13 protein-coding genes and 3 tRNA genes are annotated in these 19,078 nt (G+C 49.5%); 6 read left to right on the forward strand and 10 right to left on the reverse strand.

Features of this window, described 5'->3' with window-relative positions; translation table 11 throughout:
• Positions 1-180: 180 nt before the first annotated feature.
• The 3 genes from FSU_RS01800 (at position 181) to FSU_RS01810 (ending at position 680) form a co-directional block, all read left to right on the forward strand.
• Positions 181-253: transfer RNA gene (locus FSU_RS01800), tRNA-Lys, on the forward strand.
• Positions 254-383: 130 nt separating this feature from the next.
• A tRNA-Lys gene (locus FSU_RS01805) sits at positions 384-456 on the forward strand.
• Positions 457-607: 151 nt separating this feature from the next.
• A tRNA-Lys gene (locus FSU_RS01810) sits at positions 608-680 on the forward strand.
• Positions 681-767: 87 nt separating this feature from the next.
• Here the strand turns inward: FSU_RS01810 and FSU_RS01815 are convergent.
• From FSU_RS01815 to FSU_RS01830, 4 genes are all read right to left on the reverse strand, one after another.
• Positions 768-2,372, reverse strand: coding sequence for a hypothetical protein (locus FSU_RS01815; protein WP_014545207.1), 1,605 nt, complete (start codon positions 2,370-2,372; stop codon positions 768-770).
• Positions 2,369-3,643: a hypothetical protein gene (locus FSU_RS01820; protein WP_244263693.1), complete on the reverse strand. Its 1,275-nt coding sequence runs from the start codon at positions 3,641-3,643 to the stop codon at positions 2,369-2,371. Before FSU_RS01820 ends, FSU_RS01815 begins: the two co-directional genes overlap by 4 nt.
• A 72-nt stretch (positions 3,644-3,715) precedes the next feature.
• Positions 3,716-6,877: a carbohydrate binding domain-containing protein gene (locus FSU_RS01825; protein WP_014545209.1), complete on the reverse strand. Its 3,162-nt coding sequence runs from the start codon at positions 6,875-6,877 to the stop codon at positions 3,716-3,718.
• A 98-nt stretch (positions 6,878-6,975) separates the two neighbouring features.
• On the reverse strand, positions 6,976-7,710 hold the full coding sequence (locus FSU_RS01830) for a DsbA family protein (protein WP_014545210.1): 735 nt from the start codon (positions 7,708-7,710) through the stop codon (positions 6,976-6,978).
• A 424-nt stretch (positions 7,711-8,134) separates the two neighbouring features.
• On the opposite strand from FSU_RS01830, the gene metX reads away from it, so the two are divergent.
• The gene (gene metX, locus FSU_RS01835) at positions 8,135-9,961 is read left to right on the forward strand and encodes a homoserine O-acetyltransferase MetX (RefSeq protein ID WP_244263694.1); all 1,827 of its coding nucleotides are present in this window, start codon (positions 8,135-8,137) and stop codon (positions 9,959-9,961) included.
• Between the two features lies 1 nt (position 9,962).
• Positions 9,963-10,844 (forward strand): YicC/YloC family endoribonuclease, encoded by an 882-nt coding sequence (locus FSU_RS01840; protein WP_014545212.1) that lies wholly within the window; start codon positions 9,963-9,965, stop codon positions 10,842-10,844.
• 220 nt (positions 10,845-11,064) lie between these two features.
• Here the strand turns inward: FSU_RS01840 and FSU_RS01845 are convergent, their stop codons facing one another.
• The 6 genes from FSU_RS01845 to FSU_RS01870 form a co-directional block, all read right to left on the reverse strand.
• A complete protein-coding gene (locus FSU_RS01845; protein WP_014545213.1) occupies positions 11,065-12,321 on the reverse strand; it encodes an amidohydrolase in 1,257 nt (418 codons plus the stop codon).
• A 147-nt stretch (positions 12,322-12,468) separates the two neighbouring features.
• Complete coding sequence (locus FSU_RS01850; RefSeq protein ID WP_014545214.1) at positions 12,469-13,896, reverse strand: UDP-N-acetylmuramate--L-alanine ligase; 1,428 nt, start codon at positions 13,894-13,896, stop codon at positions 12,469-12,471.
• 21 nt (positions 13,897-13,917) lie between these two features.
• Positions 13,918-15,192 carry an RluA family pseudouridine synthase gene (locus tag FSU_RS01855; protein ID WP_014545215.1) on the reverse strand — a complete coding sequence of 425 codons (1,275 nt, stop codon included), beginning with the start codon at positions 15,190-15,192 and terminating at the stop codon, positions 13,918-13,920.
• Positions 15,193-15,207: 15 nt separating this feature from the next.
• Positions 15,208-15,792: a signal peptidase II gene (lspA, locus tag FSU_RS01860; protein ID WP_014545216.1), complete on the reverse strand. Its 585-nt coding sequence runs from the start codon at positions 15,790-15,792 to the stop codon at positions 15,208-15,210.
• A gap of 1 nt (position 15,793) precedes the next feature.
• Positions 15,794-16,876 (reverse strand): squalene/phytoene synthase family protein, encoded by a 1,083-nt coding sequence (locus tag FSU_RS01865; RefSeq protein ID WP_014545217.1) that lies wholly within the window; start codon positions 16,874-16,876, stop codon positions 15,794-15,796.
• A 5-nt stretch (positions 16,877-16,881) separates the two neighbouring features.
• Positions 16,882-17,358, reverse strand: a complete 477-nt coding sequence (locus FSU_RS01870; RefSeq protein ID WP_244263695.1) for a hypothetical protein — start codon at positions 17,356-17,358, stop codon at positions 16,882-16,884.
• Between the two features lie 301 nt (positions 17,359-17,659).
• Here FSU_RS01870 and dnaA point away from each other — a divergent pair, with 301 nt between their 5' ends.
• Positions 17,660-18,985, forward strand: a complete 1,326-nt coding sequence (gene dnaA / locus FSU_RS01875; RefSeq protein ID WP_012819846.1) for a chromosomal replication initiator protein DnaA — start codon at positions 17,660-17,662, stop codon at positions 18,983-18,985.
• Positions 18,986-19,078 lie beyond the last annotated feature (93 nt).

Below are 19,078 nucleotides of genomic sequence, written 5' to 3' on the forward strand. Positions count from 1 at the left end.
GCTTGTGCGTTACAAGTTCAATGAAACCAATTCCATTGTTGTCTGGCCATGCGACGTAATCCAGCAAATTTCAACGAGCGGATTCTTTTCATAATTCCACATTTTTTTTCTTTTTTCTTTAAAATCCCCTTGCCAATGCGTTTTTTCTTTTCTATAATTGTGCGCGTCCTAAGCGACTATGGATGATTAGCTCAGTTGGTAGAGCAGCTGACTCTTAATCAGCGGGTCGCAGGTTCGACCCCTGCATCATCCACTAAGCACTAAACCGCAAGGCTAGGTGCTGCAAATACAAAAGCGTCAGACAAAGCTAAGCGTCTAACGAACTTTGAAACTGCGGCTTTTGATTTTTGCAAAAAGACATTGCTGAAAGGCGACCAAATCATGGATGATTAGCTCAGTTGGTAGAGCAGCTGACTCTTAATCAGCGGGTCGCAGGTTCGACCCCTGCATCATCCACTAAATACCAAACCGAAAGGCAAGGTATTGCAAATACAAAAGCGTCAGACAAAGCTAAGCGTTTTTGAAAGCGAAAGTGGAATCTAACGAACTTTGAAACTGCGACTTTTGATTTTTGCAAAAAGACATAGCCAAAAGGCGACCAAATCATGGATGATTAGCTCAGTTGGTAGAGCAGCTGACTCTTAATCAGCGGGTCGCAGGTTCGACCCCTGCATCATCCACTAAACACCATCTCATTGAGGTGGTGTTCTTTTTTATACCTAAGACCCAGCGCACAAATTTGCGCATGTCGCCCCCTCGTCTCACGCTTAACGCACGCCCATGCAATGCCAGGTAATGCCAAGCGAGACAAACGGCGAAAGCCCCTTCGCCTGCCCGATATCCGAAATATTGATGTTCTGCGCCCCAAGCTTCAGTCGCACACCAAAACGGTTCCCTATCCCCTGCTCAAAGAAACTATCAACAGGTCTCCCAATTAGCTTCGGGAACAGCGCTTCAACATAAATGCCAAAGCCATAGCGGAAATAGCGTTCATGCAGGTACTTTGGATCTTCAACGCCCTTTTGCGGAGGAACCTCTATCGCCGCAAATCCAAAATTGCACCAAACGCCGCTTTCAATATAATCCTTTTTCAACCATAAATATCCAATTTCCACATGCGCACCAAAGTCCCCAGTACCGCACGAATCGCACTTGGCATCCAAACTGCGAATGCTAAGCCCAAGTCCGCCAAACCAATTGCCTAAGTAAACATTAAAACCAAATCCCAGATAAAATACAGGATCAAAGTCCGGGAAATCGCCCGCCAAGAATGGCCGTCCAAAATCGGCATACGCGTTAAAGCGAATAGGCCCCATCCAATGCACTACAGGCTTCGGCATTTCTCTTAAAGCAACCTTTTTGACAGCCTTGCAAACCAAAGCCGAATCCACATCTGGGTTATCCTGCAACGACTTACAATACCTGCCACTGACATATTCATGCATAGCGGCATCATTTAAAGCATCATCCAGCCGATCTGTGTAAACCACCCCATTGTAATCATCAAGATAGAGTCCCGTTGAATCTTCATTTACAATAAAATCATATTCCTTATTCAGAATTTTCATAAGGATTTTTGAACGAGGCGACAAGTCCGCCGACTCCGCCAAAGCACCCGCAGATGCAAAATCCCCGCTTTCTACAAAGGCTTGCATCTTTTCACGAGCAGACATTGCAGCTGTCGGCTTCACATCATACTTCAATCGATGCGGAACGTAATGAATCTTATCAAGAATCGAAGTATCCATCAAGGAATAGCACTCTTCCGAATATCCATCCATGAAAAAGATTCTTTTAACCGGAACAGTCTGGTCTTCGGAATTGGGCAAAAGCACCATCATTCTCTGGGAAATTATCCACGAAGAATCTTGAGAAATATCCGGTCCGACATACGCAAAAGAAAACAGTTCCTTTTTCGCATCTTCAGGTTTGGGAGTCACCCATGTATGGGTCGCCTTGTCATAGATTTTTTCCACACGTATTTCATCGTGGATCAAGAAAAAGCCCTTTATATTCATCAATGCATAGCGCTGTTCAAACATCTTCTGGTATTGTTCTGGAGCCTGCGTCAAAAGATTATCCTGGCGTTTCTGCTTATAGTTGGCCCACCCGACAAAAGACTCGTATACACGCGGATATCTTTGCTCGAATTCGGCATTCTCCGCATTATAAAAATCCTTCTGCAAATACGTTCTTTGGATAAGGCTACCGTAATAAGCAATTGGAGCCGTTTGCAATTTTTGAGCAACGGTCTGCGATTGAGAATAGCCCACAGAAGAATCGGAAAGAACGATATTATATCTAGTATATCGCGCTGCAAAAGAAAGGGACACCATGACCCCAAGCATCATCAAAAACCAACGAGCCATCATTTCACCCCGCTTTCTCTGAATGAATAGTCAAAATCAATAGGCTTCTTTGTATACTCACGGAACGTCCATTCAAGAGACGCATACAACCTAACGCCAGACGTTTTCAAGACATCCCCCGAAAAAAGGCTCCTCACGCCAGTCCTAAAGCGAAGTCCATGATGAATATGTTTTTTTTCCGTAAAGAACAGGTCCACCATCACTCCCGCGCCAAACGCCGGACTAAACTGAATTGGCAAATCATTATTCGCCTTGTCGTTAGAATCTTTACCTCGAGCGCTAAGTCCATTCATGCCCAGCCCCGCAGAAACATAACCAAACAAGTTCAAGTGATCTTTTTTCAAGAATGTATAGCCAAAATTAAAATCCCATCGCATGTCATAAAACTGCAGGGAATCCAGTTCCTTATTTTGGCAACCATTGATATCCATAAACCATTCGTACAGAAAATCCTTACGCACGAAGTCAATGCCAAGGTACATACCGGGACTTAATCCAATTTTATCAGACAATCGCCCAAACGACTTTATTACAGCCCCACCCCAAGAAAACGCAAAGTATTTTTTTGAATCATAATTTTCTTTATGCCAAAAACGATTGACCAAGAAATACAACTGTTTTTCATCCGTCAGCTGATACTTGTAATTTTCAATCATCGATGAAACATCTTCCTTGTACCTAAACATGCTATTTAGAACAATGTAGATAAACGCACGATCGCTCTCATCGGGAATTTCCCTAAGCGACTCTTCCATTTCTCCAGTTTCAATTTCTCGTTTCAACTTGAGATATACAGCAGAATGCAGGTCTCCCTTTATATGTTTTTTTAGCAAAGGTTTTACAGAATCCACTTGGCTCAGGAATTCAAAATCCTTCAAAAAATATTTTATAACCAGCTTGTCATTTGCATAAAAAACGTGATATACCGAAGCATTCTGATCAAAAATCTCCGCTTCTTCAACAACCTTCTTTAAACTTTCCATTCGGTCATCTTTCGAAGAATGCTCCAAGATGTGTTCTATCGTGTTCCGATAAAACACCGCCATATCGCGCTCTTTTTCCAAAGAATCTTTATAGTTAGATACGATTTCCACATTTGCCGAAGTTTCAACATAATTCAGCTTTTTTGAAGTATTTGTATCGGGATTTTGCACAAACAAATACATTACGGAATCAAACGGAACATCGCTTGCAGACGATGGCCGGCCCAAGACAACAACAGACAAAAGAATAACAATAAGCAAAAATCGATGAAGCATAAAGTCAATATACAAAAAAGAACTCCGCCGTTTCCGACGGAGTCCTTTTCAAGATTTCTAGAATCTAGCTTACGAACCCTTGTTCACTTATTCCAAAGTGATGAGAGTAAGGGTGCGCTTGCCGACCTTGATACCCTTAGAGATATCGACAGTCTTAGCCTTCTTGGACGGGTCGTTTGCCCAGCCTTCCTTAAGCTTTTCGGAGGTCTTGTCCAAAGTCTGGACCTTGGCCTTACCCTTGAAGCCCGGAATGTCAAGCTTGATGTCGAATTCGCTGTACGGGCTCTTGTTCACGAGGAGGAGCTGCTTCTTGTTGCCGTTTACAGTCCAGTAAGCGGTCAGGAGAGCGTCTTCGTCACCCTTGATGGTGGTCTTCATGAGCTTGCCACGGAGAGCGTCGGAAGCCATCTGGAATGCCCAGTAGCTCGGGCGCGGGCAGTTCATGCATTCTTCACCAGAACGGGTCAAGTAACCATAGTCACCGCCTTCCGGAGTGATGTCGTTGTGGATATCCCAGTACTGAGCGTTGTCGACGTTTTCAGTAGCGAGCATACCGAGGTAGTCAGCGACGAACAAGCCGTTTTCGACAGACAAGGTCTGCGGACCCGGGTTGAAGTCAACAGAGTTCCATTCGGTGAGCCAGAGTTCGATCTTCTTATCCTTGTTGTACTTCTTGGTCCACTTGTCCACGACCTTGTGCAAACGTTCGTAGATTGCGGTAAGGGTCTGCGGAGCAGAGAGCATAGCGAAGTCGTTTTCTTCGCCGAAGTGCTGCGGGTAGTGGTGGACGATAAGACCGTCAGCGATGTCACCCGTTTCAGCAAGGACCTTGTCGTTCCAGTCGCCTTCGAGAACGCCGAGCACAGCCACCTTGATGGTCGGGTCAACTTTCTTCATGGCTTCGATGAACTTACGAGCGCGCTTACCATAGATGGTACCGCCGTCCTTACCATACTTTTCGTAATACGGATGCCAGTTACCGTAGATTTCGTTACCGATTTCCCAGTAGAGGATGCCGGCCTTCTTGTCGATGTTCGTGTGCTTGACCCAGTCAGCGGCTTCCTTTTCAGTGCCGGAACCGAAGTTCACAGTGAACATAGCGTTAGAGCCAGTCTTCTTCAACCATTCGAGGAATTCGTCGGTGTCGACCATCCAGTCGTGGTTGTCGAGGATTTCCTTCCAGTGGTCGTCATCAGCACGGAGACCACCCGGGTAACGGATAATGCCGTGGTTGATGCGCTTTGCGTATTCGCGAGTCTGAACCTTGAAGTTCTTGTTGTCGAGCATGTCGCCGTCCCAGAGAGCGGCGTTGATACCGAACAAGCCACCAGAGATATTCGGGTTGAGGACATCCTTTTCGCCCTTCACCAAGACCTTGATGACAGCCGGACGTTCCTTAGCCTTGACTTCGCGCTGGTTGGTCAAACGAATGTTGTCAACCTTGAAGCCACCTGCAGTACCTTCACCACTCGGCTTGAAGTCGAGAGCAGTTACACCCTTGAGGTCGAAGAGACCGTTTTCAACAGCGTTAGGCGGTTGATAGTACGGGAACTTGCCGAACGTACGGAACGGAACGAGGATTGTGGTCTTGCCCTTCGGAGCACCGACGTTAGAAACGAAGATTTCGTTGCCAGCATCCTGAACCTGAACGGTGATGGACTGCCATGCCTTTTCAGAGTAAACGTCGAACATGATGCCCCAGTGCTTGGTCCAGTCACGGTCAGCAGCCGGACGGCCATTCTTCTGCATGTCGAGCACAACGTCAACCCAGTCAGCAAGGAGGTAGTGTTCGATATTCAAGCAGTTGCTCTTGAATTCGGCGCAGTTTTCAACCTTGAACTTGAGCTGAGACTTCGGACCGGTGGACGGTTCCCACTTGTCCTTAGCAAACTTGCCTTCGAAGTCGGAGATCACGTAGTCCGGAGCGTTGGACTTGAAGGAATCCCACTTGAGATCCGGGTCCACCCAGTCGATGTTGGACGTGAAGGTGATCTGGTCCACGAAGACCGTCACAGGAGCCGGCTTGCCCGGTTCGCCTGCGTTTTCGCCCTTGCCAACAGAGAAGCGGATTTCCTGAATCTTGTCCCACTTGATGTCCTTAGCGACTTCAGCGGACTTGTTAGCGTCCCAAGCCTTACCCTTGTCGGTGAAGCGCTTGAGAGGAATCTTGGCGAGCTGCCAATCCTTGGAGACCTTGATCCAGTCGTTGAGGCCGACCTTGGTCTGGCTCTTGATATCGTTGCCCTGGTTGTCGAGGATACCGACGTAGAGCTTTTCGCCACCGAGCTTACCCTTGATCCAGAAGTAGAGACCGCCCTTGTCGCGAACCTTGGAGAGGTCAATGAACTTGCCTTCACCGAGAGAGTAGGTCACGCCAGACCAGTCGTTGTTATCGATGTACATGGCGAGCACGTTCTTGTTGCCCGGAGTCTTGGACTGAGCTTCACGCTGAGCGGTGAGACCACCGTAGCTGTAAGAGAAGCCCTTGACCTGGTTGTCATAGAACGTAGCGAGCGTCTTGGCCTTGCCGTCGAGCTTTTCCGGGTTCTTCGGGCCGTCAATGATATCATTGTTTTCGTCCCAGTAGACCATCTGCTTCTTCGGGGCAGCCTTCTTGTTGCCCTTCACGATTTCGATGTTGTCGACCCAGACTTCGAATTCGCTTGCAGCGCTCTTGTCAATGGAGAAACGGATTTCAGCAATCTTGTCCCAGTCAATACGAGACGGGAATTCGGACTTGCGGGTGTTGTCCCAGTAGAGACCACGGTCCGGGAAGTCCACGAGAGGAATGGAAACCTTCTTCCAGTCCGTCGTCACGGCGCCGCCTTCGATGTACTTGTTCATCGGAAGCACGACCTGAGTCTTCTTGCCGTCAGAAACTTCTTCGTCGAGGAGGCCGACCTTAACAGATTCGCCACCGTTCTTGCCCTTGATCATGAATTCGACCTTGGAGTCAAGCATGTACTTGTTCAAGTCGAAGAATTCATTGTAAAGGCAGATGGAAGCACCGGAGTATTCCTTCGGGTCCAACTTGATGTTCAAGGCAGCCTTGGACTTGTAACCACCAGACTTGGTGATGGTGACACCCTTGCTCGTGCCGCCGTAAGAGTAATCGTATCCACCCGGACGGTACTGTTCATCGAAGAACTTGTACACAGCCAGATGCGGACGTTTCGGCTGAGCCATTGCAGCTGTAACGCTCAAGCCGAGGACGGCGAGCGAGGCAACTTTCAATGATTGCTTAATCATAATGTGCATCCTTTTGTTGTTTTTGATTTTAAATTACAAACTTGGAAATTAAAAAGCGCACACGTCAATCGATTTAACGTGCACGCCTGAAAACGTAATTACTTGGCTTCCTTCAACATCTTTTCGACGAGATCCGGGCTGAAGCGGTCCTGACGCTTGCCGTTGATGTAGAAGTTCGGAGTTCCCTGAACGCCGACCTTGACGCCCAACTGGAAGTCCTTGTCGATGCGAGCGTTCATAGCAGAATCGAGAACCATGTCCTTCTTGAACTGTTCGATGTTGAGGCCAATTTCCTTAGCAACAGCGAGGTAGACGGAATCGGAGAGTTCGCGGGAGTGCGGTGCGAGAGCATAGCGGTATTCCCAGAACTTGCCCTGCTTCTGAGCTGCGATAGAAGATGCTGCAGCGGCCTTAGCATTGGAGTGGAAGCTGAGCGGGAAGTGCTTGTAGACGAACTTGATTTCGTTCGGGTACTTCTTGTTGAGTTCCTGCATAGCCGGAGCGATGCGAGAGCAGTACGGGCATTGGAATTCGGTGAATTCAACAATCGTGAGCTTCGGGCTCTTGGTGTTGCCAAAGACCGGGCTGTCTTCGTCCGGGATGTCCCAAACCTTGTTGTCGGCTTCCATTTCGGCACGGGCCTGTTCGAGGGAGATGCCGCGCTTTTCAAGAGCGTACTTGAAGATTTCAAATTCTTCCTTAACCTGCTTGAAATCCTTTTCAAGGGAGTCGAGGCGAGCCTGCTGGTTGAACGAACCGCCAGCGGAAGCTTGGTTGCAAGCAACGAGGCCGGAGACTACGAGAGCCATAGCAAAGAGAGAGAGACGTTTCATTTTAGTCCTTTAAGTTAAAGCTTGAGGGCACAATCAGCCCACGATGTGTGAGAAATATAATAACGAAAACTTACTTTGATTGAAGAAAAACATCAAAAAAGCATACACAATCGTCTCATCTGTATCCGACAAAATCAATTGTAAAATCCGAATTTTTGACCATTTTTCGCCAATCAGGATCCGTAACTATATACAAATCAACAAGTTACAAAAATGAGGGCATGAAAATCGTGACTAGAATCGCACGAAAAGAATTTACAATTTGGTACACAGTAGGAAGTCGGAAGTTGAAGTGTTTAAAGGTTGCTGGATTTATAAGCAACAATAAACAAAAGCTATGATCAAAAAACAAAAGGCGAAAGCCCAACCTATTCCTACTGTCTACCGCCTACTTCCTACTAAAACTTTACTATCTTTTATGCATATGAGTGAATATTTGCATAAATCGTTTGGTCCCGTAATCCCCAAGGATTTCAACAAGGATTATGGTGAACAGGGCTTTTTGCTGGAAAGCGGCAAGACGCTCCCGGCCCTGACCATCCGTTACGAAACGTACGGCACATTGAACGCCGCCGGCGATAACGCCGTGTGGGTTTGTTCGCCGTTGACCGCCGATGCGCACGCCGCCGGCTGGTACACCGAAAATGACAAGAAGCCCGGCTGGTGGGACGAACTCATCGGACCTGGCAAGGCTATCGATACAGACCGATTCTTTGTAGTTTGCAGCAACATCCTTGGCGGATGCAAGGGCTCGACCGGCCCGGCAACAATCAACCCGCGCACGGGCAAGCCCTACGGCAGCACCTTCCCTACCATTACGATAGGCGACATGGTACACGCCCAGAAAGAACTTGCAGACGGTCTTGGCATCAAGGAATTCTACAGCGTCATCGGCGGATCCATGGGTGGATTCCAGGCGATGAAATGGGCAATTTACTACCCGGAACAGGTGAAGCGCATCATCGTGATTGCAAGCTCTCCGCGCTTTTCTAGCCAGGCGCTCGGCTTTGAAGTTGTAGCCCGCGATGTCATCACGCAGGACCCGAACTTCCACGGTGGCGACTATTACGATGAAGGTAAAACAAGACCGGACATCGGCCTTGCGAACGCCCGCAAGCTCGCGCACATCACGTACCTCTCTGCCGTTGGCATGGAGAAAAAGTTCAAGCGCGCCCAGGACCAGGAGAACAGAAGCCACGCCGTCACTTACTCGACGCCGTACGACTTGAACCTCCCGATTGAAAGCTACTTACGTTATCAGGGAACGAAGTTCGTCGACCGTTTTGATGCGAACAGCTACTTGCACATCGCACATGCGACCGACGCATTCGACCTTGAAACCGAATACGGCAGCATAGAAAACGCCTTCAAGGGCATCAAGGCTGAAGTCCTGAACGTGAACCTTTCAACCGACTGGCTTTTCCCGCCGCACGAGAGCCGCCGCATTACAAGCGCACTCCTCAATACCGGCAAGACCGTGACGAGCCTCGAACTTGACACGCAATTTGGTCATGACGGATTCTTGATTGAAGTGGGCGAACTCGGCAAGGCTGTAGGCCGCTTCCTCGATTCAAAGATTATCCCGCAGAACGGAACGCAGGCAGTACCTGTATTCCACGACCAGAACGACTTCCAGCGCATCAGCAAGCTCGTGAAGGAAGGTAGCCATGTACTCGACCTCGGTTGCGGCAGTGGCGACTTGCTAGATTACCTTATCCGCAAGAAAAACGTCACGGGCTTTGGCATCGAAAAGAACATCAAGGGAATTCTCGACTGCCTCGAAAAAGACGTACAAGTTATCCAGCGCGACTTGGATGAAAGTGGTCTCACGGACATCAAGGATGGCAGTTTCGACTATGCGATTATCAACCGCACGATTCAGGAAATCCGCGACCCGGTCGCCCTTTTGAACGAGCTTTTGCGCGTCGCAAAGCAGGTCATCGTGACGTTCCCGAATTTCGGCCACTGGTCTGCCCGCGGAAGCCTGATGCTCCACGGCCGTATGCCGATTTCGAAGGAACTCCCCTACGAATGGTACGACACGCCGAACATCCGCGTGCTTACGCTCAAGGACTTCTATACCTTGTGCAACAAGGAAGGTTTCAAGATTGAAAACTTGCACTTCCAGAATGAACACAAGATAAGCAAGTTCCTGACCGCCATAGGCCTGCCGAACTTTGGCGCCGAACATGTGATCGCGACTATTAGTAAATTAGACGAAAGACGAGAGACGAGAGACGAAAGAGGATAAAATGTCTATTATCTCCATGACCGGGTTCGGTAAGAGCGAATCCACATTGCAAGGAATCACGTGCGTTATCGAAGTGCGCAGCGTGAACAGCCGTTTCCTCGAAATTTCGAGCAAGATTCCAAAGAACTTCGCCTACCTCGAAAACGATTTCAAGGCACAAATCAAGGACAAGCTCGTTCGCGGTTCCGTGAACTTTTCGATTACGCTTGGCGCAGGCAACGCCGGGAACATTCCCGTTTGCTACAACGAAGCCGCCGTGGCAAAGTTCGTGGAAATAACGAAAGCGATGCAGAAGAAGTACGGCATTGCAGGCGACATCAAGCTTGAACATGTGCTTGCCATCCCTGAGGTTTTGCAGTTCACGGACGGCAATGGCGACAACGAAGTCTGGGAAAAACACCTGAAGGCAGAACTCGACAAGGCTTTGGACGGCGTCATCGCCATGCGCGAAAAAGAAGGCGCAAACCTCGCCGTGGACCTCACCCGTCGCGTAATCCACCTGAACGAAGTCATCGATAAAGTCGAAGTTCTCGATCCGCAACGCATTGAAACGTGGAAGGTCAAGTTCCGCGAACGCATCAATACGCTCATGAAGGATTCCGAAATCGACGAAGTCCGCCTCTTGCAAGAAGCCTGCATCATGGCCGACAAGCTCGACATCCACGAAGAAATCACGAGATTCAGAAGCCACAACAAGCTGTTCCTCGACGCACTCGCCAAGGGCGGCGCCCAGGGCAAGAACCTCGGGTTTATCCTCCAGGAAATGGGTCGTGAAGCGAATACGCTTGGCACCAAGTGCCAAAATGCCGAAATCGCAGCACTTGCCATCGAACTCAAGAACGAGATTGAGTGCATTAGGGAACAATCAATGAACGTGGCATAAGGCTAAAGCCGAGCGCGCGGAAATTCTCAACACCATTTCTCAACATGGATTTTTTATCCATAAAAAGCCCTACGAAAGTAGGGCTTTTTGTTTCAAAACAATCTAACTTATAAATAGAAAGAATAAAACATCCACACTCCAACAACAAGCGTCTCGTGCAAATCGCACGGGACGCTTTTTGGTAATACTGAAAAAAGACACCTTTTTAAAGGTCTTTCCCCTATTTGGCTACAAGGCGGGCAGCGCATTCACGAGCGTCGCGGAGGATTTCTTCTTCCCCATCGACATGGCGACCGCGCATCACGAACTTGCCATTGCACATGACAGAGTCAATTGCACTAGAATTTGCAGAATAGACCCAGTTGCTATAGATGTTATAGCACGGCACCATACGTTCGTTATTCAAGTCAATCAGCAAGCAATCCGCAAGACAGCCTTCTGCAATGCGCCCTGCATTGATTCCAAAGAACTGCGCAACATTGCATGTAGCCATCTTGAGAGCTTCTTCTGCCGGGAGCGTTTCTGCCGTTCCGAGATACTTCGCCAAAAGCGCAATCGTCTTCATTTCTTCTTGCATGTCGAGATTATTATTCGACGAATCGCCATCCGTGCCAAGACCAAGCTTCATGCCGTCCTTGAGCATTTCGGCAACCTGCGGAATGCCGCTGTTCAGCTTCATGTTGGAGCACGGGTTCAGAATTGCGGTTGCACCCGATTCCGCAAAAATCTTGCGGTCAGAGGCCGTGAAATGCGTGCAGTGCGCTGCCGAGAAATTTGAATTCAAGCCGCCAAGGCGCTTCCAAAATTCCACAGGAGTACAGCCGAACTGTTCCATGCAATTCTTAATTTCGGTCATCGTTTCGGACAAATGCGTGTGAATCTTGTAATTCTCGGCATGAGCAAGTTCAATGAGTTCTGCAGTTTTCTCCTCGCCCACCGTGTAAATTGCATGCGGCATTACCACGAGCTGCACACGTTCCGATTCGCCCGTGTGATTCTTCAAGAAATCGACATTCGCCGCCCAAGCTTCTGGCGACATCAGCGGTTCCGCAAACGTAACGCCAATTGCCGCACGGATTCCCATCTCTTCGACAACGCGCATCGTCTGTTCACGATGCCAATACATGTCCGTAAAAAATACCGTTCCCGACTTGATCATTTCGAGAACTGCAAGGTGGCTCCCAACAGCGATATCGTCAGGCGTGAGTTTCGCTTCTGTCGGCCAAATGTATTCGTTGAGCCATTTGCCAAGTTCCATGTCATCGGCAAAACCGCGCAACAAGCTCATCGCCGCATGCGTATGGCCGTTATAGAAAGCAGGCATAATCGCGAAATGCGAACAATCAACGATTTCAGCGCCTTCGTAATCAGCAAGTTCCAGCGGACGCGTCACCTTTTCAAAGAGATTACCGACAATCAAGATGTCGCGCTTTGCGCCATCAAAAAACACATTTTTTAGAACAATCTTTTTGTCCATTGCAATTTTCCCCTATTTTCGACAAGACCGCACGAGTCTAATACAACCGCACGAGCCTTTCGCCTTCATTAAACTTAATCAGGCTCGTGCTCTCGCCGACACGACTCGTTAATACGAGTCCCTTTCGGCTCACAACCTGATGTGCGCTTATCGATCTTCTAAAAGTTGTTTGACGTAACATGCATATTCCTTTAAGCTAGGATCTCTTGCCCCCATCAGCAAAATCGTGTCACCCGGCTCTGCATATTCTAGCATTTTCTTGGCGCACTCGTTGCGGTCAGCAATGTAAATAGCCTCACAACCCTTGAGAATCAAGTCATCTGCAAGGTCGCCTGCGCTAATGTCACGCGTAACAGTTCCGCCAGCGTAATAGATTTCGCTGAAGAACATCACATCGTTCTTGCGGTCAAAATCCATGTCCATCGGGCGGAGCGTCTTGGCGATAAAGTCCACCAAGTCCTTGCGCAAGAATCGCGTCGGACCAAAGCCATGCGGCTGGAACCAAGCAATCACGCGGCCTTCAGTAAAGTCCTGGGCGCTTTTGATGCTTGCGGCAATTTTCGCCGGATTGTGAGCAAAGTCATCGACAAGCGTAATGCCGTTAAACGTTCCGAGAATCTGGTGACGGCGGAACACGCCCGGGAAAGACGAAAGCGCATCGGCACAAGTGTGGAGCGAAACGCCCGCGCGGAGCGCGGCAGCAGTTGCGGCTAAAGCATTTTCCATATTGTGCTTGCCCGGTAGCGGAATTTCGAACTTCACAAGTTCATTGCCATGACGCACGCGGAACTGAATATGCGTTCCGACAGACTTAAAGTCAATTCCCTGGACGCTCACATAGCTTTCATAGCCAAAGTCAAATTCACGACCGGCGCTAAACTTCTTTGCGAGCGGGTGTGCATCGTTCACAATCAGAATGTGACCTGCGCTCAAGACGTTCTGGCTGAACTTCAAGAAAATTTGTTCGAGCTCGGAGATTTCCTTGTGGTCCTTATCAATGTTCAGAATAACGCCGATTTCCGGTTCATAGCGAACAAGCGTTCCATCGCTTTCATCGACTTCGGCAACAAGCCATTCACCCTTGCCACTCACGGCGTTACCAATCTTGCCCTGAGCTTGCAAATTCACGAGGCCAGCCCCCGTCATCACAGACGGCTGGAGTCCAGCATAATCGAGAATGTGGTAAACCATCGCGGTCACCGTCGACTTTCCGCTCGTACCACTAATCGCAATCGTGCGTGCTTCCTTGGAAATCTTCGCAAGCATTTCACTGCGGTGCATCACTGGGACGCCAAGTTCCTTCGCACGCTTCAAATCCGGATTCGAATCTTCAATAGCGGTGCTCACCACAACTGCGGTAAGTCCTTCGACAACGCCGGAACCATCCTGCGCAAAGCACTTGATTCCGCAATCTTCAAGTTGGCTCATGACAAGCGGCTTCTCGGCATTTCCGTTCAGGAACTCGCCAAACTGACGGTCGCTACCGCTTACAGCAACGCCCTTGCCCACCAAATACTGCGCGATGGCACTCATGCCCACGCCAGCAACACCGATAAAGAAGTAAGAATTAGTCATTGTTAGCTTGTAAGTTTTAGATTAAAGCAATTCCGGGTCAATTGTGGGTTCGTAACCTGGTTCCACAAAGTCTTCCGGGGCAACTCCCTTACGGCGAGCAGCCTTCATCTGCTTGATGAGCTTGCGTTCGGCAGCAACGGCACGGCGCTTGGCGGCAGTCGCCTTTTTCTCGGCGAGGCGCTGGGCACGAGTCTTGCGTTCCTTCACAGGAGCGGCTTCATCTGGCGAGATTTCCAGCGGTTCTTCGTATTCGTCAAATTCATCATCTTCGTCAAAGCGAATCTGCGCATCGAAATCGCGGAAGCCTTCTTCTTCGTCATATACAGGCGCCGATGCCGGGCATTCCTTCTTCAAGAGCTTGAGCACATTCGCAAACGGCTCTTCCATCGGAACCTTGAACGTAAGCTTCTTGTTCGTGCGCGGATGAATGAGTTCAATCTTCACGGCCTGCAAAAGCTGCGCCGGAGCAATTTCAAGAACCTTCTCCGCCACCGGCTTCATCAGAGGCGGCACACGGTTCAAGCTTTCGTCACGACCATCGTAGAGCGGATCGCCCACGACCGGATGGCCCGTGTAACGGCTATGCACACGAATCTGGTGCGTACGGCCAGATTCCAACTGCAATTCCAAGAGCGTTGCAATCGCAAAGAACTGCTTCGCCACATAATGCGTACGGCTTTCCTTACCGCCCTTCACCACCGCCATCTTGAGGCGGTTCTTCGGATTGCGGCCAATCGGAGCGTCAATCGTTCCTTCGAGGTCACGCGGGCAACCCCATACAAGCGCATTGTACGTGCGGTGGAGCGTGCGCGTTTCGAGCTGGTGCGCTAAATGCCTGTGTGCAGCGTCGTTTTTCGCGACCACCATAAGCCCCGGCGTATCCTTGTCCAGACGGTGGACAATACCCGGACGGAGCGGACCGTTCACGGTCGAAAGATTTTCCTTGAAGTGGTACAAGAGCGCTGCGGCAAGCGTTCCCTTGCTCACGCCATTACCCGGATGCACCACCAAATTGCGCGGCTTGTTGATGACCACGATATCATCATCTTCGTAAACGATGTTCAGCGGAATATCCTCGGGTTCAAGAGTCGAAGATTCCTTCTCAATCATCTTTTCAACGACAACCGCCATCCCCGTTTCTACGCGGAAGTTCTTGGAGACTTTGCCACCGCCGACCTTGACTTCGCCCGCTTCAATCAGCTTCTGCACGTCTGTGCGGGAGACATTTTCCATAACGCCGACAAGGAACTTGTCGATACGTTCACCATTATGCTTTTCTTCTACGATATAATTCATTTTTTGTATTAGGATTTAGGGGTTAGGCGGGTTTTCTTTAGCACTTTTTTCCGCGTCTTTTTCTTCTTTAATTTGCTTATGCAATTTGCGTAAAATTACGGGAGACAAAATCACAAGAGCAACGCCGACAGTCACAAACGAGTCCGCCACGTTAAACGTCGGGAAACGGGTCATGATAAAATCTGGGAAATCGCAGTCGATAAAATCCACAACCATCTGCATGCGCATACGGTCAATGAAGTTTCCGACAGCACCGCCAAGAATCATCACAACGCCCAAGCGGCTCAAATAATCGCGCTTGTCGATAGACTTGTAGAACCATGCAAGTGCAAAAGCGGCGACAATCGAAATCAGCAAAAAGAACAGCCAAGGCGGCAAGAACGGCATCAAGTCTTGCGGACGGCTACTGAACGCAGCACCCTTGTTGTACACAAGCTGGAAGCGCACAAGTTCACCAATCACAGGAATTTTCTCGTACGTAAAATTCCCTGCTTCGTCCGTAAAACGCGCCACCGCCCACAGCTTCGTCAACTGGTCAGAAACAATGCTAAAAACAATCACCGCCACATGGAACGGCCACTTATTATAAAACTTTTCCATATTATCCTTTGATTTTCTTATAAGCTTCATCAATCCACTTGTCCGAATAGAAGTGCATCGACGTTTCCTTGACAATTCGCTTCACCGTATCGCGCGTGATTTTCACCTTCTTGTCCGAAGTGAACACCGACACGCCATTCCCGATCAAGCTCAAGTTCTCCGCCGCCATAAAGAGCGGCCAGAGGCAGAAGAGCCTTGTGCGCATCTTGATGTTTGGGATGAGCTTCGTGTAGGCAATCGCATCGTCCAGATGATGCCAAGCCTTCTCGACAAGTTCCGAAAGCACTGCACCGCATTTTTGTGCATCAGCCCCTGCTGCAAACAGTTCGCTCGGGTGCGCAAAGCCATGACGCTTGCAAATCTCTTCAGGGATAAAGCACACGCGGCGTCCAGAATCCTCGACGCAGTCCTTCACGATGTTCACGACCTGCAAGGCAAGCCCAAAGCTCACGTCCAGCTTCGAAAGTTCCGCCTCGCGTTCAGCATTGATAAAGCACGTGTCCGCCGAGAATAGCTTGGTCAAGAGCTTGCCGACAATGCCTGCCACATAGTAGCAGTATTCATCGAGTTCACCCACGTTCGCAAGCGTAAACCAGCCCGCCGAAAGCGCGGCTTCCTGACGGAGTGCAAACTTCGCCATGCCACCGCACATTTCAATCACCACGTCGCAAACCGGCTTCTGGTAGTTCTTAGGAAGCGACTTCAAAAGCGGCACCACGACTTCAGACTTTGAGCAAAGATCCTTGTTCGGGTCTTCGGAGCCATGCCAAGATTCCGGGAGCGCCGCCACAAACGTGCGGATTTTCTCGGTCTCGAGTTCACCCGTCTTGAATACATCAGCAAACAGCGCAAGCACGCGGTCTTTTTCGGTTGCCTTCATGTCCGGGTCATCTTCGACCGTATCGGCAATGCGCAAATAAAGGTACGCAAGCAAAATACTGCGGTGCAACTTGCCACGCAAAACCTGGATGTTCAGCGCAAACGTACGCGACACCAACTGCAGGATATCTTCGGCATACTTCCACGCCGCCTTGCCTTCGAGCACCTTCTCGCCCACATCTAAAGAATCCAATTTATCAATCATATGAGCTAGTACACCTCATACATTTCCGGCGGCACCTTTTTAGACGCAGCCATCGACTTTACGTACTTCCAAAAACGGCCATGATCTTCGGCATTGCGAAGCTTATGCGCATAGCTCAACCCCGCACGGTCACGCACGTTTTCATCCGACATCGCAATACCCTTGCGCTGGATCCCATAATTCACCCAACGGTACTCCAGATAAAAAGCCGACTGGAACAAGTCCGTAAGCTTGTGTTCCGTCCTGCGCTTCATCAAATGAGCAATCCAGGCAAAAATAAGCACAGACACAAATCCATAATAGGCATTAGCACCAAGCCCAATCTTTTGGAGAGTCCATACAATAGCCGATGCTGTAGCAAACGACGTCACTAGCGTAAACAGATAATCGCAAAAACGCAAGAAGCTCACGCGCCCCGGGTGTTTCACAAATCCGCTCAACACGTAAGCCCATTTTTCGCCCCGATCGAGCTGATTTTTCAAAAAAACGACGTACGAGACATTCCTAAACCAAAAATGGAGACCGACCCAGAGCAAAACGGGGATCCAAAAAATGTATTCCACAAGCGTATTTATTACCATCGTAGAAAAAATTAGAAAATTTGCAAAATTTCAAGGATTCTTGCCAACGCGCGGAGGCTCAAACATTGACGTTAATTTTCGTTTACAGAGAAGTAAGAAATTTTTTAGGTTTATTTCACTCCCAATCTATCAACATTCCAAAGAATTAGCTAAATTTTAACGCCTAGTTGTTGATAGATTATTAATCGGATGAGGATTGAAGATGCAGGTTGAATGGGAAAGATGCTTGAACTACCTCCACGGAATGCTGTCGGATACGGTATTCAAGACATATTTTGCACAGACCAAGCTTGTAAGCCAAACCCCAGGACACGCCGTTATCGCTGTGCCTCCCGGACTTGACGTCAAAGTCTATGCCGCTTACAAGGACCTGATCCGCCTCGCCTGGAAAGACGTTTCCCACGATGAAGCTCCGGTGGAATTTGAATTCCAGCCGCAGGACGTCTACCAGCCGCAAGTCAGCTCTTCTGACAACTCTTTCCGCGAATTTATCAAGCCGAGCGTTCCGCTTTCTGGCAGCTTCCGTTTCGAAAACTTCGTCCCGGGTGACAAGGCCCAGCTCGCCTTCAACGCCGCCCTCGCTGTCGCCAGGAATCCGGATGGAACGCAGTACAACCCGCTATTTATTTATGGTTCTTCCGGTCTTGGCAAGACGCACTTGCTCCAGTCCATCGGTAACTACATTCTCGAAGAAGACCCGACCAAGCGTGTGATTTACCTCACGTCCGAAGACTTCTCGCAGCAGTACATGAAGTGCTTGCAAGAAAAGCGCATCACCGAAATGTCGGACTTCTACCGCAACGAAGTGGACATTCTCTTGATCGATGACATCCAGAACTGGACGGGCAAGTACGAAACGCAAAACGAATTTTTCTTGATCTTTAACGCACTGCACCAGGCAGGCAAGCAGATCGTGCTTACGTCTGATGCTCCCGCTGCCGAAGTCAAGAACCTCTCCGACCGCCTTGTGAGCCGATTCTCCTGGGGCTTAACAGTTGACATCCAGCCGCCTGACGTCGAAACGCGCGAAGCCATTCTCCACAAGAAGGCCGAAGAACGCCACCTCGAAATCAGCGACGAAGTCATCCGTTACCTTGCTGAAAATATTGCAAGCAACGTGCGTTGTCTCGAAAGCGCCATCATCAAGCTCACGCTCCAGTCGAGCCTTATGAGCCACGACATCGACATGAACATCGCACAGAAAGTCGTCACCGAAATCGCCCCGACACTCCGTCGCCGCGTAAGCCTTGACGCCGTGCTCCATGCCGTATCGCAGCACTACGAAGTTCCCGAAACCAAGCTCATCGAACCGGGCCGCGGCACCAAAGAAATCTCGAAGGCTCGCCAGGTCGCCATGTTCCTCATGCGCGAACTCTCCCCCATCAGCTTGCAGAGCATCGGCTCCCGTTTTGGCGGCAAGGACCACTCCACCGTCGTGCACGCCATCAAGAGCGTCAAGAAAGAGATGGAAACCGACCCGAGCTTTGCCCGCTTGATCGAAAGCCTCAAGAACACCATTCACGATTAAATCGTTAGAAGGCATCTCCTTTATACAAAAAGCCTCGGGTTTAACCCGAGGCAATTTTGTTGCATTGTCCCCCCGAACACTGTTCCGGGGGCG

The organism is Fibrobacter succinogenes subsp. succinogenes S85 (genome assembly GCF_000146505.1).
Taxonomy (GTDB): domain Bacteria; phylum Fibrobacterota; class Fibrobacteria; order Fibrobacterales; family Fibrobacteraceae; genus Fibrobacter; species Fibrobacter succinogenes.

What these genes read in the sequence shown, in the direction of transcription:
- FSU_RS01815 (WP_014545207.1), bottom strand. Translation starts at nt 2,372, where the DNA reads ATGATGGCTCGTTGGTTTTTGATGATGCTTGGGGTCATGGTGTCCCTT.
- FSU_RS01825 (WP_014545209.1), bottom strand. Translation starts at nt 6,877, where the DNA reads ATGATTAAGCAATCATTGAAAGTTGCCTCGCTCGCCGTCCTCGGCTTG.
- FSU_RS01830 (WP_014545210.1), bottom strand. Translation starts at nt 7,710, where the DNA reads ATGAAACGTCTCTCTCTCTTTGCTATGGCTCTCGTAGTCTCCGGCCTC.
- metX (WP_244263694.1), top strand. Translation starts at nt 8,135, where the DNA reads ATGAGTGAATATTTGCATAAATCGTTTGGTCCCGTAATCCCCAAGGAT.
- FSU_RS01840 (WP_014545212.1), top strand. Translation starts at nt 9,963, where the DNA reads ATGTCTATTATCTCCATGACCGGGTTCGGTAAGAGCGAATCCACATTG.
- FSU_RS01845 (WP_014545213.1), bottom strand. Translation starts at nt 12,321, where the DNA reads ATGGACAAAAAGATTGTTCTAAAAAATGTGTTTTTTGATGGCGCAAAG.
- FSU_RS01850 (WP_014545214.1), bottom strand. Translation starts at nt 13,896, where the DNA reads ATGACTAATTCTTACTTCTTTATCGGTGTTGCTGGCGTGGGCATGAGT.
- FSU_RS01855 (WP_014545215.1), bottom strand. Translation starts at nt 15,192, where the DNA reads ATGAATTATATCGTAGAAGAAAAGCATAATGGTGAACGTATCGACAAG.
- lspA (WP_014545216.1), bottom strand. Translation starts at nt 15,792, where the DNA reads ATGGAAAAGTTTTATAATAAGTGGCCGTTCCATGTGGCGGTGATTGTT.
- FSU_RS01865 (WP_014545217.1), bottom strand. Translation starts at nt 16,876, where the DNA reads ATGATTGATAAATTGGATTCTTTAGATGTGGGCGAGAAGGTGCTCGAA.
- dnaA (WP_012819846.1), top strand. Translation starts at nt 17,660, where the DNA reads ATGCAGGTTGAATGGGAAAGATGCTTGAACTACCTCCACGGAATGCTG.